16 protein-coding genes are annotated in these 19,376 nt (G+C 55.2%); 5 read left to right on the top strand and 11 right to left on the bottom strand.

What is annotated here, in order from left to right:
* Window positions 1-459: 459 nt before the first annotated feature.
* Window positions 460-1,647, top strand: a complete 1,188-nt coding sequence (locus K3727_17015; protein UWQ90453.1) for a HupE/UreJ family protein — start codon at window positions 460-462, stop codon at window positions 1,645-1,647.
* 465 nt (window positions 1,648-2,112) lie between these two features.
* Here the strand turns inward: K3727_17015 and K3727_17020 are convergent, their stop codons facing one another.
* From K3727_17020 to K3727_17035, 4 genes are all read right to left on the bottom strand, one after another.
* Entirely contained in the window at window positions 2,113-2,355 is a 243-nt protein-coding gene (locus tag K3727_17020; protein UWQ90454.1) for a hypothetical protein, read from the bottom strand.
* Window positions 2,348-2,713, bottom strand: a complete 366-nt coding sequence (locus K3727_17025; GenBank protein UWQ90455.1) for a hypothetical protein — start codon at window positions 2,711-2,713, stop codon at window positions 2,348-2,350. The genes K3727_17020 and K3727_17025 overlap by 8 nt, the downstream gene beginning before the upstream one ends.
* Window positions 2,714-2,798: 85 nt before the next feature.
* Window positions 2,799-3,431 (bottom strand): tyrosine-type recombinase/integrase, encoded by a 633-nt coding sequence (locus tag K3727_17030; GenBank protein UWQ90456.1) that lies wholly within the window; start codon window positions 3,429-3,431, stop codon window positions 2,799-2,801.
* A 1,231-nt stretch (window positions 3,432-4,662) separates the two neighbouring features.
* A complete protein-coding gene (locus tag K3727_17035; protein ID UWQ90457.1) occupies window positions 4,663-5,685 on the bottom strand; it encodes a helix-turn-helix domain-containing protein in 1,023 nt (340 codons plus the stop codon).
* Window positions 5,686-5,846: 161 nt separating this feature from the next.
* On the opposite strand from K3727_17035, the gene K3727_17040 reads away from it, so the two are divergent.
* Together K3727_17040 and K3727_17045 are read left to right on the top strand one after the other, a co-directional pair.
* Window positions 5,847-7,229, top strand: a complete 1,383-nt coding sequence (locus tag K3727_17040; GenBank protein UWQ90458.1) for an FAD-binding oxidoreductase — start codon at window positions 5,847-5,849, stop codon at window positions 7,227-7,229.
* 3 nt (window positions 7,230-7,232) lie between these two features.
* On the top strand, window positions 7,233-8,171 hold the full coding sequence (locus K3727_17045) for a homocysteine S-methyltransferase family protein (GenBank protein ID UWQ90459.1): 939 nt from the start codon (window positions 7,233-7,235) through the stop codon (window positions 8,169-8,171).
* Window positions 8,172-8,486: 315 nt separating this feature from the next.
* On the opposite strand, the gene K3727_17050 is transcribed toward K3727_17045, so the two are convergent.
* The 5 genes from K3727_17050 to K3727_17070 form a co-directional block, all read right to left on the bottom strand.
* Window positions 8,487-9,902 (bottom strand): FAD-binding oxidoreductase, encoded by a 1,416-nt coding sequence (locus tag K3727_17050; protein ID UWQ90460.1) that lies wholly within the window; start codon window positions 9,900-9,902, stop codon window positions 8,487-8,489.
* Between the two features lie 130 nt (window positions 9,903-10,032).
* Window positions 10,033-10,290, bottom strand: a complete 258-nt coding sequence (locus K3727_17055; protein ID UWQ90461.1) for a DUF4242 domain-containing protein — start codon at window positions 10,288-10,290, stop codon at window positions 10,033-10,035.
* Window positions 10,291-10,320: 30 nt separating this feature from the next.
* Entirely contained in the window at window positions 10,321-13,929 is a 3,609-nt protein-coding gene (locus K3727_17060) for an AAA family ATPase (protein ID UWQ90462.1), read from the bottom strand.
* 653 nt (window positions 13,930-14,582) lie between these two features.
* Window positions 14,583-15,392, bottom strand: a complete 810-nt coding sequence (locus K3727_17065) for a hypothetical protein (GenBank protein UWQ90463.1) — start codon at window positions 15,390-15,392, stop codon at window positions 14,583-14,585.
* Between the two features lie 404 nt (window positions 15,393-15,796).
* Window positions 15,797-16,207 (bottom strand): hypothetical protein, encoded by a 411-nt coding sequence (locus K3727_17070; protein ID UWQ90464.1) that lies wholly within the window; start codon window positions 16,205-16,207, stop codon window positions 15,797-15,799.
* A gap of 300 nt (window positions 16,208-16,507) precedes the next feature.
* Between K3727_17070 and K3727_17075 the strand changes: the two genes are divergently transcribed.
* Both K3727_17075 and K3727_17080 read left to right on the top strand, forming a co-directional pair.
* The gene (locus K3727_17075) at window positions 16,508-17,023 is read left to right on the top strand and encodes a sigma-70 family RNA polymerase sigma factor (GenBank protein UWQ90465.1); all 516 of its coding nucleotides are present in this window, start codon (window positions 16,508-16,510) and stop codon (window positions 17,021-17,023) included.
* Window positions 17,024-17,659 (top strand): ChrR family anti-sigma-E factor, encoded by a 636-nt coding sequence (locus K3727_17080; GenBank protein UWQ90466.1) that lies wholly within the window; start codon window positions 17,024-17,026, stop codon window positions 17,657-17,659.
* A 161-nt stretch (window positions 17,660-17,820) separates the two neighbouring features.
* Here the strand turns inward: K3727_17080 and K3727_17085 are convergent, their stop codons facing one another.
* Together K3727_17085 and K3727_17090 are read right to left on the bottom strand one after the other, a co-directional pair.
* On the bottom strand, window positions 17,821-18,546 hold the full coding sequence (locus K3727_17085; GenBank protein UWQ90467.1) for an SDR family NAD(P)-dependent oxidoreductase: 726 nt from the start codon (window positions 18,544-18,546) through the stop codon (window positions 17,821-17,823).
* Complete coding sequence (locus K3727_17090) at window positions 18,543-19,313, bottom strand: DUF1365 domain-containing protein (protein UWQ90468.1); 771 nt, start codon at window positions 19,311-19,313, stop codon at window positions 18,543-18,545. The genes K3727_17085 and K3727_17090 overlap by 4 nt, the downstream gene beginning before the upstream one ends.
* Window positions 19,314-19,376: the final 63 nt, after the last annotated feature.

Below are 19,376 nucleotides of genomic sequence, written 5' to 3' on the forward strand. Positions count from 1 at the left end.
AAAACCTCAATATCGCGGCATTGGAAGTAACGCCGGAAAGCCGCAAGCGCGAACTTGGGCCGGTTGTGACACGAGAAGCGATCAGCCCGGTTGCAAACGAACTTGAACGCGGTCTGGCCATCAGGGTCCCAGGTGGCAGTCTGGCGCGGGTGACCAAGATCGAAGAATTCAAGCTCGAAAAAGTGAGTGAACTCACGGATGAACGTGGTTTCAGCGTTCTTGCATCATGGTCTGTTCTGGCCGAGGCCGGGCACTGGGGCCACGCCCACACACGATATGTGACCTACCGCGCCCTTGCCGACATGGTGCCGCAGGATGGTTCATGGAAATTGGGCGGCATAACAGTCATCGAGGCACGAACCCCAGATGTATAGAAGAACAACAAAACTCCGGCCCGTAGCAGCCATACTAACGATCGCTCTTTTCATAATCCCAGGGCTAGCCGCCGCGCACTTCCTGTTGAACCTCAATGTCCGTATCCTGCATATCGAACATGTGGAGAGCGGGTTGCGTGTCTATTACAGGACTCCCATGCCCTATCTGGTGGCAGACAAAGTCGGAAAGGCCGATGGCGATGATTTACCCCTGCCAGCCCCCTTTACGACCAACGCATTTGAAAACGATCAGCTGGTCCATTACGTCGATCCGGGCGCGATCCTGCGGGATGGAGTCGGACTAGGCCAAATCGCAGAAGCTGGCCTGTCCCTTAAAACAGGAGGCACACGCCAGACAGGTGTCGTTGAGCAGGTGCTGGTCTATCGGGTTGGCGCAGAGCCGGGATTTGCGACCCTCGAGGAAGCCCGGACAGCGATGCAGAGCGCTATGTCTTTGGATCCACCGCCCTATGTTGGTGATGCCGTCGCCGATATCACCATCCGGTATGATCTCGCGGATCTGGGCCATGACTATACGATCTCGAGCACTTTGGATCCAGGCCTGCCCGATCAGGAGAACACTGCCAACCTGATCCTTGATTATGGTAGCGACAAGCCGCAAGTGTTCCGCTCAAGCGGGCTCATGTACGAGCCCATCGTCATCCGCCAAGGCGGCAGTGGTGGCTTCTGGAGCTTTGTCGTTGAAGGCGTCCATCACATTCTCGCGGGTCTTGACCACGTCCTCTTTGTCATCTGCCTTGTTTTAGGGGCAGGAACGCTTCGGACACTGCTACAGCGCATCACCGGATTTACGGTTGGGCACAGTGTGACGCTGTCCCTTGGCTTCTTTGGCTACGTGCCGTCAGCCGATTGGTTCATCCCAGCGGTCGAAACCGGCATTGCACTGTCGATCATCTATGCCGCTTGGATGGCAATCAGGGCAGACCATGTGGCTGGGCAATCAGACGGGAGCATCCTTGTCGTCACCACATTGATCGGCCTGCTGCATGGGTTGGGGTTCAGCTTTGTCCTTCAAGAGATTCTTCAGGTTTCGGCACCGAATATCTGGCAAAGCCTTCTGGCCTTCAATCTGGGGGTCGAGATCGGCCAGGTCATGATCGTGCTGCTTCTCTGGCCGGCGCTGATGTTCCTTCACAGGCGCTCGGCAACAGGCTGGCGGTATGTCGCAACGACTCTGGCGGCTGCCTGTATTGTGCTTGCAATATACTGGGTGGTTGAGCGGTCAATTCAGGTGGTCGCTGCGATGGCCTAGGTTCGAATTTATCAAACCCTTTGATGTTGGGTGGTTGAGTTCAAAAATGTCGGGCGAAACGCGTTTCGTGTTCTTCACTCAGGCAAAAAACCTTTCGCTGCAATAAGACAGGCCCGCTAATTACATAAAACAATTAGCTGATACTCAGGCCTTCGGCTCCGAGAGTCGAATATCCACTTTCCTCATTTTGGTGGTATCACTCAACTTCTGCTTTGAGCTAGGAGCGGACGGCCGGAAAGATATAGTAAATGGCGGTTTGGTTCCGCATTGCCGATCTTAGTCCAGAACGCGCCGAATGTCTGTAATCCGGTCTTTTCAACCCCGCCGCTGAATTCACGGATGCTAATGTGGTTCAGAGCTGTTGTCTGACTCTTATAGTTCGTATGACTATCCGACCGTGACTGTACCGAGCTAGTCGCCACACCCAATTGGCGGTTAAAGATCGTAACTAAGGGTGTGGCGATCTTAGCTGCGTGCGTGAAAAAATTTTGTAAACATCGTTGGTAGCGAGGTCCCGCAACCACTACTGTCGAACAGACCACCTTCGGGTGGCCTTATTTGTTTTTGGGCCACACCAAAACTCAGCAAACCCGCAAGTTCGCTCACCAACTCGATGGACAAACCCTCACCATCCGGGACAAGGCGCATCTCTGACAGGAAGCTGCGGATGATATTGGTGGCTTCATCTTTTGTGGACGGATCATTCAAGGCGGTGCCTTCTTAAGCACATGTCGGCAAGACCTTGGTGCAGCCAGACCGGCGACTGCGTCTCGGTGTTCTCCAGATCGTTCTCCACCTCCGCCTTGCGGTCCTCCAATGTGTCCATCTTGTCCTTCATGCTGGGATGGGACTTGCCCTGTGCACTGGCGTCGACGATCTTGTCGATCTGATTGGCGACCTTGGATAGCTTTCGCTCAGAATTGGCTTTGGCCTCATAGTGCTTTTCCGCGATGTCCAATGTTACGTGACCGAGGATATCGCGAATGATGCCGATATGCTCGGGGTGGAGCTCGGCAATCGACGTTGCGGTGATGTCGCAGAATGCGTGAGCACTCGCCACGAACATCAGCTTCCACGGACAGCATGGGGCTGCACGAAGGGAGAAGATCGAGTGACCGGTTTGGGCCGCCCGCGAAGGCGGCCCCTCCGCATCAGATCTCAATGGCTTCCGCGATGGCCAAAGCGTCTTCCAACTCAACGCCCAAATATCGAACAGTGCTGTCCATCTTGGTATGTCCCAACAGGAGCTGAACGGCCCGCAGATTGCCAGTCTTCTTGTATATCTGTGTCACCTTGGTGCGCCGCATTGAATGCGTACCATAGGCTGTTGCCTCAAGACCTATGGATGTCACCCAATCGCGAACGATCCGAGCATACTGGCGCGTTGAAATGTGCAACCGATCGTGGAAACGGCCTGGCCACAGAAATTCAGAGCCAACCATAAGAGGGTCCGCCACCCATCTCGCGACTGATGCTCGCGTGCCTTCCGAGATTTCAAAACGAACTGGTTTCTGCGTCTTGCGTTGCAGAACAGACGCGCGTTCCTTGATCCGACCGGACGCCATCACATCCACAACCTGCATGCGAACGAGATCACAACCCCGAAGCTTGCTATCAATTGCCATGTTGAAAAGAGCGAGGTCTCTGTAGTTTTCGGCGAGTTCAAGGCGAACCCTTATTGCCCAGACATGTTTCGGTTTCAGTGGGCGCTTCTGTCCGACGATCCGACCCTTGTTCCAAGCAGGGCGAAGTGCGCGAATGGCAGGTAAATTTGGCGTTTCCATGATTGATCCTCCGATCCGCCACACCCTCCCAGAACGACAACCCGACGTTGACGGCCAACCATATCACAGGATGCCGTATTGCATTCGAGGTCGGCTCGGAACTCCAGAGCGACGGAGGCTGCACATCAAACAAATGGCCACTTCCAAGAAGTTGCTAGCGTCCAGCTGTCGGGATCAATCGGGATCAACACACAATGATGTAGCCAAACAACTAAGCCGGGCTCATTCCTGCCCATGAAACCCGTTACTCTCAGCTTTCACCCAACCTACAGACGGCAATGCAAAGCGACGTCCCAATTCGAGGCAACGGCTCTCGGAGCATTTTTCCAGCAGTGACCTGCGTGATAAACTGCCTTCCCTGCATCTGCATCGAATGTGAAAGGCCAGTCAGGATGTCAAAATTGCGCAGAAGAGCGCAGCGCATCATCGGCGACAATCGCCTCTCGGTCGCCGCTATTCACCAGCACCGACACATGGCCTGGCGAGTGCCCCGGCGTTGGGATCACTGCACAAACCCCGCCAAGAATTGAAGAGATCATCTGGCCTTGGGTTGATGGCTACTGCACGTTCATGAAGGCCGATCACACATTCGACATCGATGATTTCGGGTCATGGCGTTTCATCTCCTTCACCGCATTTCCAGAAAATGGGAACGACTGAATGAAGCGGGATTTCATGCGGGTTGACGGACAGCTTCGCGAGTTGGCGCTGGGGTCAGTCCCGGAGTTCAATAGCTCGGAGCGATGTATATACCCTTCCCCTGACGACCCGCCATATTGGGGCCAAGCCGCATCCGAGACTGGCGAGCCGGGATACGAGGCCGTTGGCTAAACAGGAAGGATCACGGCATCTCAACAGGACGCCACGGCGTCTGTGATGTTCAAGGGCGACTGTGGGGGCTGTTTTTTTTGCGGCGGTAAATTTCGAATGAGCAACCGATCGCACGCCGGTAACAGCCTACGGTCAGGACCGATATCTGTCCATCTGCGAAAATGCGGACTTGATCTGCGGAAACCATCAAGGCCAGCGAGCTTGCGGTCCGCGCAATCAGGTCGGACACAAGGCCGTATCATCGGTCAGAAACGACCGCTGCTGCCAAAACAGGTCCAAGCACGCGGCGCTTGCCGTTCGCCTATTCAGACTGGATTTACGGTCGCGCTGCTGCATTGGTTAGACTCGCGCCCAAATTGCGTGTTTCTGCGCGATGAATGAATGTCTGCAATAGCGTGTTTCACGTCGGTTGCGCGATCCGGGCAATCCGTTGAAACTTCTTGCGATAGGCAGCGGGTGTCATGCCTGTGCCGCGTTTGAAAACCCGTCGAAAGGACGCCGGATCGTCATAGCCGATGGCGGCACCCACGTCGTCATTGCTGATCTGGTCCATCTCCAGCATCTGCTTGGCCTCTTCGACCCGCAGCGCCTGCACATATTCGATCGGGGCAAAGCCCGTGGCCGTTCGAAAGCGGCGTGAAAACGTTCGCGGGTTGAGACCTGAATGCTCAACCATCTTCTCCACCGGGTTGGCGGTGGCATAATGTTCGGCAATCCATTCCTGACTGTCGGTGATCGGGCCGTCGTTCGATTCCATGGGCCGGGTCATCACCGCATATGGCGACTGGCCCTCGGCATGTCCCCCGATCAGGAACACCTTGGCGGTTTCAATCGCAACCTGATAGCCACAGAAACGTGCAATCAGGTAAACCACCAAATCATGCCAGGCACTGACACCTCCGGCGGTGACGATCCGGTCTCCCTCCGCCGCCAGGCACAGCACCGATTCCGTCTGGAACGAAATCTTGGGGAAATGCCGCTGGAACATGTCACGATAGGCCCAATGCGCCGTGGCGCGATGACCATCCAACACACCCCCTTCGGCCAAGAGCAGCGATCCCGAGCAGACCGACGACAACAGCGCCCCGCCCGCATGCATCGCCTTCAGCCAGGCAATCTCACGCGGGTAGCGCCCGTGCGGCACATCGTAGATCGTGGTGTACATGTCGCAGACAACCACCGCATCAGGGGTCTCGACATCGCCGATGGCGGCGTGTGGCTCCACCGGGATGTTACCAATACAACGGAATGGCTTTCCGTTGGCGGTGACAATCTTCACGTCCAGCAACTCATCCCCCGGTTTGCCGACCACCATATCCAGATAAACAGCCCCCGCCGACATCAACACATCATAAAGCCCATACAGCACCGAAGCCGAAGTCTCGGGCGCGGCCAACAACAAGATCTGCGGCTTCTTCGCCATTTCTTCAATTCCCCCTTACGGCTCAAATGTCCAAAACGGCCCGGTTTTGACCGATCCGCCATAATCACTTGTCCAGTATGCCGCAAAACTGGCAATATTGCCACTGAGCGCACCAAGCCCGATGCGTTACCCTTTCTGAATATGAAGGAAAGGATTTGATCATGAGCACCCCAGACACACATATTGCCGGCTTTGAAGGTGAGCTTCTGACGGCAGGGGCAGACGGTTATGACGCGGCCCGCGGCGTCTGGAACGCGATGATCGACAGGCGGCCCGCGCTGATTGCGCGGTGTCGGAATGCGCAGGATGTGATGGCAGCTGTGCGCCATGCCGCAGCCCATGATCTGGGCATTTCAATCCGCGCGGGCGGCCATAACGTTGCAGGCCATGCGGTTTGCGATGGCGGGTTAACGGTTGACCTTACCCAGATGCGGGGTGTCAGCGTTGATGCCGAACGACGCGTCGCTTTGGTGGAGGGCGGCGCGCTCTGGGGGGACGTGGACAACGCCACCCAGGCCCATGGGCTGGCCACCCCCGGCGGTCTGATTTCGGATACCGGCGTAGCAGGGTTGACGCTCTCGGGCGGCATCGGCTGGCTGCGGGCCAAGCACGGGTTGTCGATTGACAACCTTGTGGCGGCGGATGTGGTGACGGCCGATGGCACGCTTGTACACACCAGCGCCGATGAAAACCCAGAGTTGCTTTGGGCGCTCCGGGGCGGTGGCGGCAACTTTGGTGTGGTGACCCGGTTCGAATTCTCGCTGCACCCGGCCGGGCCCGAAGTGATGTTCGCCGCCCCGATTTACGCAGTAGAAGACGGCCCCGGCCCGATCCGCGCCTGGCGGGATTTCATGCGCGAGCATGACGGGCTGATCGGGTCGTTATGCGAATTTTCCACCGCAGGCGGCGAAGACTTCCCCGAGGAAAGCTGGGGCAAGCGCGTTTATACATTGGCCTGCGTGTACAACGGAGACGCTGCCGAAGGCGAAGTGCTGATGCAGCCCCTGCGAGAGCTGGGTAACATGGTCACCGATTTCTCCGGCCGGATGGGCTATTGCGAGGTTCAGACACTGTTTGACACGCTGATGCCCGCTGGTGATTTCCGTTGCTATTGGAAGGCACGCTACCTGACTGATCTTTCTGACGAGATGATTGACCTTGCTATGGCCAATGCTCAGGCCGCGCCGTCGGAAAACTCGATCTCCTCACTCTGGAACTTCGGCGGGGCCACCGCGCGGGTGCCTGCGGATGCCACCGCCTTTGGCGACCGTTCTTTCGGATGGATGTATTCGCTCGATGGTGTCTGGCCGGATGCAGCAGACGACGCTGCAAACATTGCCTGGGCGCGCGATGGATGGGACAGTGCCGCACGCTTCGGGCACGAGGGCCGCGCCTATCTCAATTTTCCCGGCCATGGCGAAGACAATGATGCGCTGACCCGTGCGGCCTTTGGGGTCAACTATCAACGGCTGGTCGAAATCAAGACAAAATACGACCCGCAAAACCGCTTTCGCTTTAACCAGAACATCAAGCCGGAGGCGTGAGGCATGACCCGCACCAACCCAACCCCCGCCACGACCACCGGTGCAATTTTCCTGACGGAGGGCGGCACCGAGACTGAGATCATGTATCGCCACGGGTTCGAGTTGCCCGAGTTTGCCATGTTCCCGCTGCTGGAAAACCCCAAGGCCGTAGTCGCCCTGCGGCAAGTCATGTCAGATATGCTGGACGTCGCAGCCGAATTTGGCCTGTCGTTCATGCTGACCGGGTTGGATTACCGCGCCAGTCCCGATTGGGGGGCAAAGCTCGGCTATTCTCCCGCTGGTTTGGCCGATGCCAATATCGCCAGCATCGCGTTCCTGCGTGAAACCGCAAAGCCCTATGCTGGCCAGATCCCGCAACTTTTGATCGGTGGCTGCATTGGGCCGCGTGGCGATGCCTACGGGATGAACGCCGAAATGACCGCCGACAGCGCTGAAGACTATCATTCGGTGCAGCTGGAAACGCTGAAAGCGGCAAACGTGGACTTCGCCTGTGCGGCAACTTTTAACAACATCCCCGAGGCCATAGGTGTTTCCCGCGCCGCCGCCAAAATCGGCGTGCCGCTGTCGGTATCACTGACATTGGACAGCTCACATCGCCTACGCTCCGGACCTACTCTGGCCGAGGCCATCCCCGAAATCGACCGTCAGGCGGGTGAGGCCGCGCCGGACTATTACCTGCTCAATTGCTCGCACCCGCTGGAATACGAGCCGGCGATAGACGGCGGTGATTGGATAAATCGCCTGCGTGGCGTGCGGCCCAATGCCTCCAAGATGGAGAAAATCGCATTGTGTAAACTGGGCCATATCGAGGACGGCAACCCTGTGGAACTTGGTCAACAACTGGGCGATCTGCGGGCGCGCCATCCGCATATGGACATCTTCGGTGGCTGCTGCGGAACCGGCCACGTCCACCTGCGCGAGATTGCCCGCGCACTGGTTTAGGCAGGTGGGAAGGCGACAGCGCAGAACAAACCTGTCGTTCGGGCCATATAGATTCCTATAACCGGATCGTCGCCCCGCGAGCGATCGGTTCTGACCGCCACGAAAGCTTGATCTGGATTCTGCCGAAATTAACCCAGTCGAATGGCCGTATTCGGGAAATCCGCTGCGGTGCAACAAACAACACCCGGCAGACGCGCGCATTTTCTGCGCGAGCAGTATAGGCGTCAGCAAAAGGCGGGACGGTCCCGCTCAGCGACCATTGGTACGTCGTGTAATCAATGGTCGCTTAGCCCTATTGCAGACAGGCATACCCGCTCACGCAGGCAATATATTGTGGTTCATTCTGAAAAGGTTGTCCGGATCATATTTACCTTTGATCAGAGACAATTTTTGACCGTTGTCGCCATAAGCACCCGCCATGTGATCCGCTTCATCTTCGGGCATGAAATTCACATAAGCACTGCCGGTAGAGTAAGGTTTCATCCGATCATAAAGGGTACGCGCCCATGCGATACACTCATCGTCCTTTGTGGGATCCTCCCAGCGGGTGTGCACATTCATGATGAAATGCGATGATCGTTCTGGGTATGCAGTCTCATCTGTTCCAACCCGTTCCATTTCACCGCCCACATGAGCGATGAACACTTCACAAGCCGGATCCGGCAAAGTGGAGATCCCTTCCAGAAGTGTTGTAATCGCATCTGAAGAAAGAGCGGCGAAATCGTGACTCTTCCAATAATTGCGTACTCCGGGTGACAGGAGCGGATCAAAGGCGGCCTGCCAACCTACAAATGGATGCGGAGAAATGACATCTACTATCGGGCTTCCGAGGCCACGCAAATCCGCCATTGCCGTCTCGCCTTCATCCATGGGCCCGGCATAACAAGCAGCGAGAATGAGGACCTCACGTCCGTGCCATTCTTCGGGAAGAAATGGCAAAGGCGGGGCTTTGCGCATCACGCTCCAGACTGTCAATTCATCCGGTGCGCTGTCGGCAATTTTTGTGACTTCTGCCAGCAGATCGGGTGCCTCTGCGATCGGATGAACGATCAATCCGGACAGGACTTCTGGCCCCAGAGGATGCAGTTGGAACTCAAAGGAGGTAATCACGCCAAAATTGCCACCGCCGCCCCGTATGGCCCAGAAAAGATCTGGGTGGCTGGTCGCTGATGCCGTGACGATAGATCCATCCGCTGTTACCACTTCGGCTGACAAAAGATTGTCGATTGTCATTCCAAACTTCCGGGTGGTCCACCCAAAGCCGCCACCCAACGTGAGACCTGCAATGCCGGTGGTCGAGTTTATACCTGTCGGGACTATCAGCGCGTGCGCTTGGGTCTCGCGGTCCACGTCGGCCAGAACGGCTCCGGGTTCCACCCGGGCGGTTTGGTTCGCTGGATCAACATACACCGAACGCATCTGCGACAGATCAAGCATTACTGTTCCATCGGAAACCGCATGACCCGCAATCTGGTGGCCGCCGGATTTCACCGACATTATAAGTCCGTTGTTGCGAACGAAATTTACTGCTTGTTGTACATCGCTGGCCCCCAAGGCCCGGATCACAAAGCCTGGGTGGCGGTCAACCATTCCATTCCAGATCGTCCGGGCGTCGTCGTATTCTGCACTGCCCTTAAGATGCACCGCCCCTCTGAGTGACATATCAAGTCCGTTCAGAGTCTCTTGATCTATAACAGAAGTATCGCCGTCGAGAGTAAATAGTTCGAACATAAGAATTGGCCTTCCTTTTTAAGGTAAGGCTTCTTGCAAGACTGCCTCGACTGAAGAAAAAATGCCTCTATTCACCTGTTCTCGGTGACGGGGCAGAATTTGTAACCAATGTAAGTTTTGACCCAGATCACTAAGCAAAGAGGCCGGGATCGATCCGATCCACGGATGTTATAACATCTGCTGGGATATTCAGGCGTTCGGCTGCTTTTCTCAGGCTGTCTTCGTCGGGTGCTTCGTACAGACAGTATGTCTTGCGTTTATCAGCGCTCAGAAACGAAAAAATCCACTCGACGCCCTCTTCGTCATTGATCTCTTTTATCTGAATTTTGGCGTCATTGTCTATTACGAGCTGATCCGCAAAGTTTCTTTCAATAATAAATCTTGGCATATTTCACCCCAAAACGTGTTCGCAGAGTTTCTAGGTCACTTGTCCTTCGAGTTTTGATTTAAGGGATATCATACCCAGATCCCGAGCCGTTGCCAACGCTTCTGCTTCTAGGTGAATAGCACGTTCCGCATCTTTGAGACGGCCGCGACGTCGCAAGGCAAACGCATATGCCGCCTTGCTATGGGCGATCCATGGTGGCGCGGCCATGCTCGTGTCAATTTTGATCGCCTTATCAAACAAGTTATCCGACGTTTCCCAATTCCCCATCAATGCGGCAAGGCTGCCGAGCCGACGAGCTGCGGCACCAATGCAGGCCGTTGTCGCACCCGCAGTGATTGTAAGGTTTTCGTAAGGAAGCAGCATGCTGAAGATGGTTTTGGCATGGTTTTCGTTTTCTACCGCTACACAGATGTCGGCCAGATACGAAAGTGTTGTCGAATACATAGCGTCTGGCGAAATCGCAAATCCAGTATCAGCGAGTTCGTTCAGTATGCGTTCAGCCGGTTCTATGAAGCCCAATTCGGCAGCGACTACTCCGAAACCTGGTTTCCAACGCGCATCACCAGAACTCTCTGTCATCAGGCGTTTGATGACGGGCGCGACCTCCTGCAATCGACCTTGCTCCCTGCGGATAGTAAACATCTGCACGCCATAAACACCTTCAACATGTTTGCCATGCGTTTGGCGTCCAATCTTTACAGCTTCGTTGGCATAGCTCTCGGCGCGCTCAAAGTCCCCCTCCAGGGTGGCAACCATCGCCCGGGCATGTGTTTGCACCCAATAAAGCTGACGGTGATTTTCTTTGGTCGAAATCTCGGTCAAAAGCTCAAGCGAGTTATCCATCAACTGGCGATCCGCCATTTCTGCTCCGACAAACAGACTCAGCGTTCGGTCCCGCCCCTGATCAATCGTACCCAATTTCTCGGCAACCTTGTGCATGGCCTCAAGGTTTTGGCGCCAATCGCGCACTTCGTCTTCCTGTCTTGCAACAAATGACGCAGCAAATCGCGCCATCATGACGTGGAATTGGGATTTAAGATCGCCCAGTTTTGCCGCCAACTTCAGACATTGCTGACTGTATTCTGCGCTTGCCGTAAATTGACCCGTGAACATGTAAGTGCGCGCCAGCTGGCTCATCAATTTGCACCGGCGGACCTCATCATGCTCCGGCAAGTCATTCAGAGCCTTCAGGCAAACCTTGATGGCTTGTTCATGCAATTCACCCGCCATCATGCTTGAATCAGCGAAATGGTGAGCAGCATCTGCCGCGATTTCAACATCTCCGATCTTGCAGGCGGCTTCTGACGCTTCTTTGAGAGTGGCGATACCTTCCGGCAATCGACCGACGCTATCATAGCCTCTTCCGACAAGGATTTTGCCAACGATCACTTCCCGGCTGTTTTCACCCCCTAGTTTGTGCGCAGCATTAAGGGCTTCATTGGCGTTCACCATCGCCTCATGACTGGCAGATCGAGCAAGGGCCATCTCGGTTGCGGATTGCCAACGTTGAAATGCTGCTGCCCAATTTTCTGCGGCGGTCAAATGGTGTGCGACCAGTTCAGGGCGACGCTCGATTTCGACGGATCGAAGCAGCGTCAGAGCGCCGGCGACTTTCGCGTGCAGCTCCCTGCGGGTTGAGGCCAGCATAGATTGATAGGCTGTGTCTCGGATCAGCGCGTGTCGGAAAACAAAGTGGCCACGGTTATGGCCGCTTTCGAATATCAGGCCCGATTTGCAAAGATCATCTAGGCAGTTCCGAATTTCGGCCTCGTCTTTATCCATTGCAGACCGCAGCAACGCCGGTTCAAATTCGCGACCTATTACCGAGCCCGCCAAAGCCACTTGCTTTGCTTCAGGTGTAACAGCGTCAAGGCGTGCCATCAAAGTGCCCTTCAAAGACGAGGGCACTTTGAATTTCCCTTTTTCACCCGATGCTACGATTGCGCGTGTCAATTCCTCGACAAACAGTGGAATGCCATCTGTTCTTTCAACAATTGTCTGAACAAGGTTTGGCTCTGGCTCGCTTCCGGAAATACTTCGAACCAAATTGGCAACATGTTCAAAATCAAATCGGCGCAGTTGAAGCGTTTGTACATGGGCGTCGCCATCGTCGCGGTCCAACTCCCAACCGGGACGGTGTGTAATCAAGAGCATCAGCGGAAGATCCGCACAAATGGCTTTGAAACGATCCAGCAAAGCATTGGTGGACGGATCAACCCAGTGGGCATCCTCAATGAACAGAATAACCGGACGCACATTTGCGCGCGCTTTGACGGTGTCAATCAATGTCTGAATTGTAATGTCGCGCTGCTCTTGTGGGGATAGATCTAGAATTTTCTGGGCAACCTTACTGCGCGGTGCCACCAGAGCGGCAAAAACCGGAAGCACCTGATCAATGTCCAAACCCTGCCTAGTTTCGAGCATTGCCTGTACTTGTTCCAGAACACGGTCATCGTCAAAACCCGGTTCGACACCAGCGTCCTGAGAAATGCGTTCGGTAACCGGGTGGAACGGACTACTGGTGAGATAAGGCGAACAGTTCAGCCTTATTATATCAGCATTGCCTGCAATAGCTTCATCAGCCAGAAACTCTTCGGTCAGACGGGATTTGCCGATGCCTGCCTCACCCGCAAGCAACACAACCTCGCCCTTACCGCCTTTGGCACCATGCCAAGCCTGATGAAGGATGCCGTTTTCAAGGTTTCTACCAACCAGAGCGCTGTTTGAGTCCCCGCGATGCGCAGCACGAAATCGGCTTTCGGCACTGCGCTCAGCAACGACCTGTAACAGCGTGCGCTGGCCATCAAACCCTTTGAGTTCAACTTTCCCAAGTGAAGAAAACTCGAAAATTCGGCGCAGCGCCGCTTCTGTTTCCTCTTCTGGCAGGACGATCGTGTTAGGAGGAGCGTGCTCTTGAATACGTGCCGCAAGGTTGAGGATCGGGCCTGTCATCGCTCCTTCTTCGTATGTGTTTTTTCCGATTGCATCACCGACGACCACTTCGCCGCTTGCGACGCCCATCCGAACGGCCAACGGCTCGCCATCCGGCGTTTCCAACTCTTTCACACGCGCGACCGCGTCCAGCCCAGCTTTCACAGCGCGAACTGCGTGATCTTCGTAGGCGCTAGGCCAGCCAAAAAACACCAAGAGCCCGTCACCGAGATACTTGGCAACGTAACCTCCGTATCGGCTGACGGCACCGGCTACGGCATCCTGATACCTCTGTAACAGGATGCGCATATCTTCGGGGTCCAGACGATTGGTGAGTTTGGTTGATCCGACGAGGTCAGCAAACAAAACTGTCAGGTGGCGGCGCTCTGCTATTGCGTTTGAATTGGGTTTTGACGAAACCGCCAAATCTGGTGCGGCGTGTCCAGAACTTTGAGAGGGTTCAGGCTGAAGGGGCTGCTCGCGCAGATATGGCTTCTGCTCGGGCGTCGAAAGACTAGCTAAGTTGTTTTTGAGGTCTTTGAGAGCGGCCAAAATGATCTTGCGATGGCCCAAGCTTACGCCCAATTCTTTTAAGTCATCCCCAGTAAGCAACGGCAAGACTCTGTCATCCACATCATTAGTGATGAATGAATCGGCATACTGATCCAAACCTAGTTCGGTGAGCCATGCGTCGACTTTAAAGGCCATACCGGTAACAATGCTTGTTTATGAGATTTCGATCAAGATATTGATCTCGGCACGGAACTCACTCTCCCAAACACTGAACAACCATCGACTGAATTTGGGAGCCCGCCATATGGTGTTGCATCATGCATGACACCCGACTGATCCGGCCGGTGTAACCCCGGCCTATGCGGCTCTTGAATCAAGCATGTTCGACAGCCATTCGTTCCTTGGCGAGAAATTTTTCCATTTCCGAAACTGACGACGCCTTCGTTTCAGCAACGTTGACAATCTTCCGTGGCTACAGATTTGCCCTTTGCGCCAATATCCAACAAGGACAAGTTTGGGCGATCAGCACCGAAGAGGTTGATCTGAATGAAGGTCAGTTAAGCCCGCACTGCCGTCCTTGACCGGATGAGTATACGGCACGATGCAATAGCGACTGGTTTGGTGAAGCCGCAGCGCAGCTTCTGGCACAATATTGGAGGTCTCCTGTGGGCCGTACCAACCTCATTTCTCTTTTTCAGTGTGTTGGAAAACACCTTTATTGCGTCTGGCAACGCTGGTTGCACCCTTCCGCAACCAAAACCAAAGAACGGCACCTTCCCCCCCCTGTTACCAGCGGCGGAAGATACCCGTCTCCCTTTCGTCCAGTGCGCGACAGATCAAACCGCGGATCACTGGAAAACGTATTTGATACCGATATACGGCCCGTGTTGTTCAACATCATAGGCAAACGGACCACCAGCCAAAGTCGTGCTGTAATCCATGCTGAAGTAGCGATAGCCGAATATGACCGATGTGTTTTCCCAGGGTTTATAGTCAAACCCGGCATTCACCGCGACTTGCAGATCATTCCCGCCTGCGCCAAATCCACCGAACTCCATTGACGCAACTGTCGTCCATCGGTCGTTCAGCTCCCATTTACCACGGGCTCCGATAACGGGCTCCCACCAGCTTTCATCCCCCCCCAGTGTCACCCCTGGAACGGGCGTGGCGATGTTGACTGTCTGGCGCAACGAATTGTAGCGAGCCCCCGCCTGAAGATCGACGGTAAATCGGTTTCCGCTCTGGCCGTAAGTGCCATTCGCAATGCGGTATGCACCAATCAGCCCCAACCATTCCTGCCGCACATTGATCCCAACTGGTGCCCCCGCCGGGCCTGGGAGATTTCCATCGGCGCTCAGCGAGTAATAATTTGCATCAACCAGAATGCCCCAATCCCCTTTCCAAGCCTCAAGCCGACCTGATGCAGCAAAGTCGAGATTTTCCAGCACCTGCCCCAGATCCAGATCGACCGGTACCGTGACGCCAGATATCGTTGTTGTTCCGGTGGTCCGCGCTGGCAGGAATGCATAGAACGCGCCAGTGTAACGCCAACTTGCATCATTTTGGCCCTGAGGCGTCATTGGATCGGCCACAACCATTCCCGTAGCAAGGACCGTTGACGAAAGGAGCATGGCGGCAATCAACAGGTTCTTTTTCATTCCATGGTTTCCTTCAGATGACTTTGGCCGCCGCTGGAGCGGAGGCGGAATTGGAGGTGGGCAAGTATTTCTGTCGTTTTATGGATCGTTCTATTCAGCCTTCATACCATAATATTGTATTTTTTAGGGACAAATTCAAATAGCCAAACGTGTTCAAGAATATTTCTTTTTCTCGCGTTACTTTGCGCCAAATGAAATAACGGGCATATATGCACTCCCTTTGGCCGCGGTTATCGGGATGGCTCTGTCGTAACCAGATCCATAGGGCTGTTTTGTGTGCCCCCCCCCCTTTGCTGTGCCTTTCGTTTCACAGTCCACGACTGCTGCCAGGTTTCGCTGGCTCAGCACACCCCGGTGGGCATGGGGTCGCCAATTGGCTCCCGCTTGGCGGATGCTGCTCTGTCTTAGCCGCTGGCTGAGCGTTCCGTGCACCCACTGAAAGCTTGGGCAATGGACCGGGAGTTGCCGATGATATCGACGCTGTTGGACCAGCCAGAATAGGTCGCGCCATCCTTTGGCGGTTGGAAACCAAATCGCACTGAGACAAAGTTCGGCTTGGATATGCTGGGAGACGGGCTTTGTAATACATAAATCTTCTGAGTGGCGTCATTTGAAAAAACACCCCGCGCATAGAGCGATGCACCGCACCAATAGATGGCATTCTCCGAGAAATCGGCAATGACTTCGAATGTGTTGTCTGACAGCCGGTACGCTTCATAGCGGCTTTCATTTCCCGCCAACGCAATCTGAGCAGGAAACAGTGTCATGAATAATGCCAACGTCAGGCGGTTTGCCGAGGTCCATTTCTGAGGCATGGTGTGCATCTCCCTTTTCATCGAATACGCACGCACCGCCTTTTTGGATCAATCCAACCTGTTCAAAACATACATGCACCTGTTCGGTGCCTCAAATCGCGGCCAGTGGCCTGATCGTGCGTCTTTGTTCAAAACAATCGAATTTTTTCTGATCCGACTTCACCAAGCGGACGTAATAGAGCTATGATTACTCTTAGCGCTGATAAACTCTGCACTCGACCGTCGCATGTCGAGATGTTCTTAGGGGATGGTAAATCTTTGTCGCAAGAGAATACGGAGTTATCAGACCAAACGGCCTGGATGCTTGCGGTTCGGGACCGACGGGACAAAGACGCCTTTGCGGCGTTGTTTGACTACTTTGCGCCGCGCCTGAAGGGCTTCATCATGCGCAAAGGCACATCGTCGGCACAGGCCGAAGAAATTGTTCAGGATGTCATGCTCACAGTTTGGCGCAAGGCCGCGATGTTTGACCCACATCGCGCTCAGGTGTCGGCATGGGTCTATCAGATCGCCCGGAATCGACACATCGACATCCGGCGTAAGGAAAACCGCCCCGTACCCGAAGAGTTGTACGAAGATCCGGGAACTGAGCCGGATGCCAGCCAGATCCTGGCCATTGATCAGGAAGCCAGCCATCTGAAACAGGCACTGGCGCAACTGAGCGCGGATCAACGAGAAATTGTCGAAAAGGCCTATCTGGGCGAGTTGACACATCAACAGATCAGCGAACAGACCGGGCTTCCTTTGGGCACTATCAAATCACGAATACGTCTCGGGCTGGAACGCCTGAGGCGCGAATTGAAGGGACTGCGATAAATGTCCGCAATCACTCACCATGTCCCCGACGCAATGCTGGCAGCCTATGCTGCCGGATCCCTGCCCTATGCCTATTCGGTTGTTGTCGCGAGCCATGTTTCGCTGTGCGATCAGTGCCGTACGGCGCTGGGAGCGCATCAAACCGTCGGAGGCCTTGTGCTCGAAGGGTGCGACACCATTGATGTCTCCAGCCGTCTTAAAACGGATGTTCTGGCGATGTTGGATAAGCCCTATACACCAGAGCCTGTTTACGACCGCGCGGGCGTATACCCAGGACCGGTCGTCGAAGCCCTGCGTGGCACATCCCCCCGCTGGAAGACACTGGGGATGGGGGTGCGTCAGAGCATCCTGTCTGCCGATCGTGAAGGATCGGTTCGATTGTTGTCGATCCCGCCTGGACAGGCCGTACCGGATCACAGCCATAATGGTCTGGAACTGACCCTGGTGCTCCAGGGTAGCTTTAGCGATGAAACCGGTCGCTTTGGCGTGGGGGATCTGGAAATCGGAGACGAAACCCTGCATCACACACCAACAGCAGATGCTGGTGAGGCCTGCATTTGCCTTGCAGCAACGGATGCACCACTGCGGTTCAACGCTTTCATGCCGCGCCTTTTGCAGCCCTTCTTCAAAATCTGAGTTCGCTAGCTGCAGCCACGAAACACAGGAGCGGAACCACCGCCGCTCTCTGAGACGGCGCGGGCATTGGGGGCCTGTGCTGAGGTGTTCTGGCAAATGACGTGCGCGCCGTTAACCCGCGCATATCTGTCCTGCAGGTCAGAGTTCAGGACGTAAATGGGTCAGGCACCCCGATATACGATCCAGTCAGGAAGCACTCCATATAGCTTCAGCACCCAGGAGAACGGCACCGGGAAATCGGTTCTGAAACGGCGCGACCGCATGGCCCTGACAGTACGCTCAGCGGCCGCTTGCGGTTCCATGATCATGGGCATCTTAAAGTCATTCTTGACGGTCAGGCGGGTTTTGATGAAACCGGGATTGACCACGCGGACAATAACACCCGTGCCTTTGAGGTCGTGGCGCATGGTTTCAGCAAGGCTGATCAACGCGGATTTGCTGGCACCGTACCCCACTGCAGCAGGCAGGCCGCGATACCCGGCAAGCGAACCGACAAGGGTGATGTCCCCGATCCCCCGATCCAGGAACGACGGCAGCATTTCCCCCAGAACCCTGAGCGCCCCACAGAAATTGACATCCACCATGGTCAAAACCGCATCCCTGTCCCAGGCCGTGGTCTTCACCGGCTCATAGGCCCCGGCGTTGTAAACAAGACCGTCAATTTGGCCGACCGCCGCACAGGCCGTGCGCACGGAAACGGCGTCGCTGACATCCATGGGAATCGCCCGCGCGCCTGGCAATTGGGAACATAATTCCTCCAACCGCCGTTCATTGCGTGCAGACACGATCACCTGCGCTCCGGCGTCGGTCAGGGCCTTGGCCAAAGCCCGGCCCAGCCCCTCACTGGCCCCGATGAGCCATATCGTCTTGCCCTGAAACTCTTTCACGACCGGTTTTCCCGATACACTGGGGTCTCGGACAGAATACTGTCTGGTGGCGCTGGGGTTTTCATGAATGGCGCACGTTTCAGAAACAGGATGGCCGCTTGCCAGTGGATCAACGCCAGGACCCGCAAAGCGCCTGCGGGGCGACGTACCGCCGCCCACATTAACGACGTGCTGGTCGCCCTGCCCCGCGCACCGGAAAATGTCGCGATGACACCTTCATCGCCATTTTTGTAAGCAATGCGGATTTTGATCGACCGTTTGGTGAATTTGAACTGGAACCTGTAATCGCCCTGCACCTTTTGAAAGGGGGACACATGCATGATCTTTTCCGCAATCAGCATGTCAGATTCCCGGATCGGGCCGAAATTGTCGTTGGCGCAAAAATAACAATGGCGATGACCAAAGGTGTTGTTGACCTCGGCCACAAAGGCACAGGGTTCGCCGTCGATCAGAGCAATCCAGAAGCTAACCGGATTAAAGTGGAACCAGAGAAAACTGGGTTGGGTCAGGAGAACCAATTGGGCCCGGTCTAGCGGAAATCCGCGTTTTGACAGCTCCTCTCGAAACCACTCGACGCCCTGCCCGTTCCCCCGAGGACCGCCATGATGCCGATCCCAGAGCGACCACAGATTGAAGCGGTTTCGGGAAATGGGCCACGGCAATGGTGCGGTCAAATCGGTCAGGACAAAATCAACACCATAGCGAAAAGCATTTTTCAGGCTCCCGCGGCGTGCATGACTTGTCTGCGCTTGTATGTGTTCGAGCATAATTGAAATACGTGTGTCCCGCTTGTCTGGATCACCCAAAGTCAAAAATAAAATCAAAATGAT

The sequence above is a fragment of the Rhodobacteraceae bacterium M382 genome (assembly GCA_025141015.1).
Taxonomy (GTDB): Bacteria; Pseudomonadota; Alphaproteobacteria; order Rhodobacterales; family Rhodobacteraceae; genus Aliisedimentitalea; species Aliisedimentitalea scapharcae.

Excerpts from the sequence above, each read along its gene's own strand:
- K3727_17055 (UWQ90461.1), bottom strand. The coding sequence starts at position 10,290 with ATGCCAAGATTTATTATTGAAAGAAACTTTGCGGATCAGCTCGTAATA.
- K3727_17035 (UWQ90457.1), bottom strand. The coding sequence starts at position 5,685 with ATGGCGAAGAAGCCGCAGATCTTGTTGTTGGCCGCGCCCGAGACTTCG.
- K3727_17045 (UWQ90459.1), top strand. The coding sequence starts at position 7,233 with ATGACCCGCACCAACCCAACCCCCGCCACGACCACCGGTGCAATTTTC.
- K3727_17025 (UWQ90455.1), bottom strand. The coding sequence starts at position 2,713 with ATGTTCGTGGCGAGTGCTCACGCATTCTGCGACATCACCGCAACGTCG.
- K3727_17065 (UWQ90463.1), bottom strand. The coding sequence starts at position 15,392 with ATGAAAAAGAACCTGTTGATTGCCGCCATGCTCCTTTCGTCAACGGTC.
- K3727_17080 (UWQ90466.1), top strand. The coding sequence starts at position 17,024 with ATGTCCGCAATCACTCACCATGTCCCCGACGCAATGCTGGCAGCCTAT.
- K3727_17050 (UWQ90460.1), bottom strand. The coding sequence starts at position 9,902 with ATGTTCGAACTATTTACTCTCGACGGCGATACTTCTGTTATAGATCAA.
- K3727_17070 (UWQ90464.1), bottom strand. The coding sequence starts at position 16,207 with ATGCCTCAGAAATGGACCTCGGCAAACCGCCTGACGTTGGCATTATTC.
- K3727_17040 (UWQ90458.1), top strand. The coding sequence starts at position 5,847 with ATGAGCACCCCAGACACACATATTGCCGGCTTTGAAGGTGAGCTTCTG.
- K3727_17090 (UWQ90468.1), bottom strand. The coding sequence starts at position 19,313 with ATGCTCGAACACATACAAGCGCAGACAAGTCATGCACGCCGCGGGAGC.
- K3727_17060 (UWQ90462.1), bottom strand. The coding sequence starts at position 13,929 with ATGGCCTTTAAAGTCGACGCATGGCTCACCGAACTAGGTTTGGATCAG.
- K3727_17030 (UWQ90456.1), bottom strand. The coding sequence starts at position 3,431 with ATGGAAACGCCAAATTTACCTGCCATTCGCGCACTTCGCCCTGCTTGG.
- K3727_17075 (UWQ90465.1), top strand. The coding sequence starts at position 16,508 with ATGCTTGCGGTTCGGGACCGACGGGACAAAGACGCCTTTGCGGCGTTG.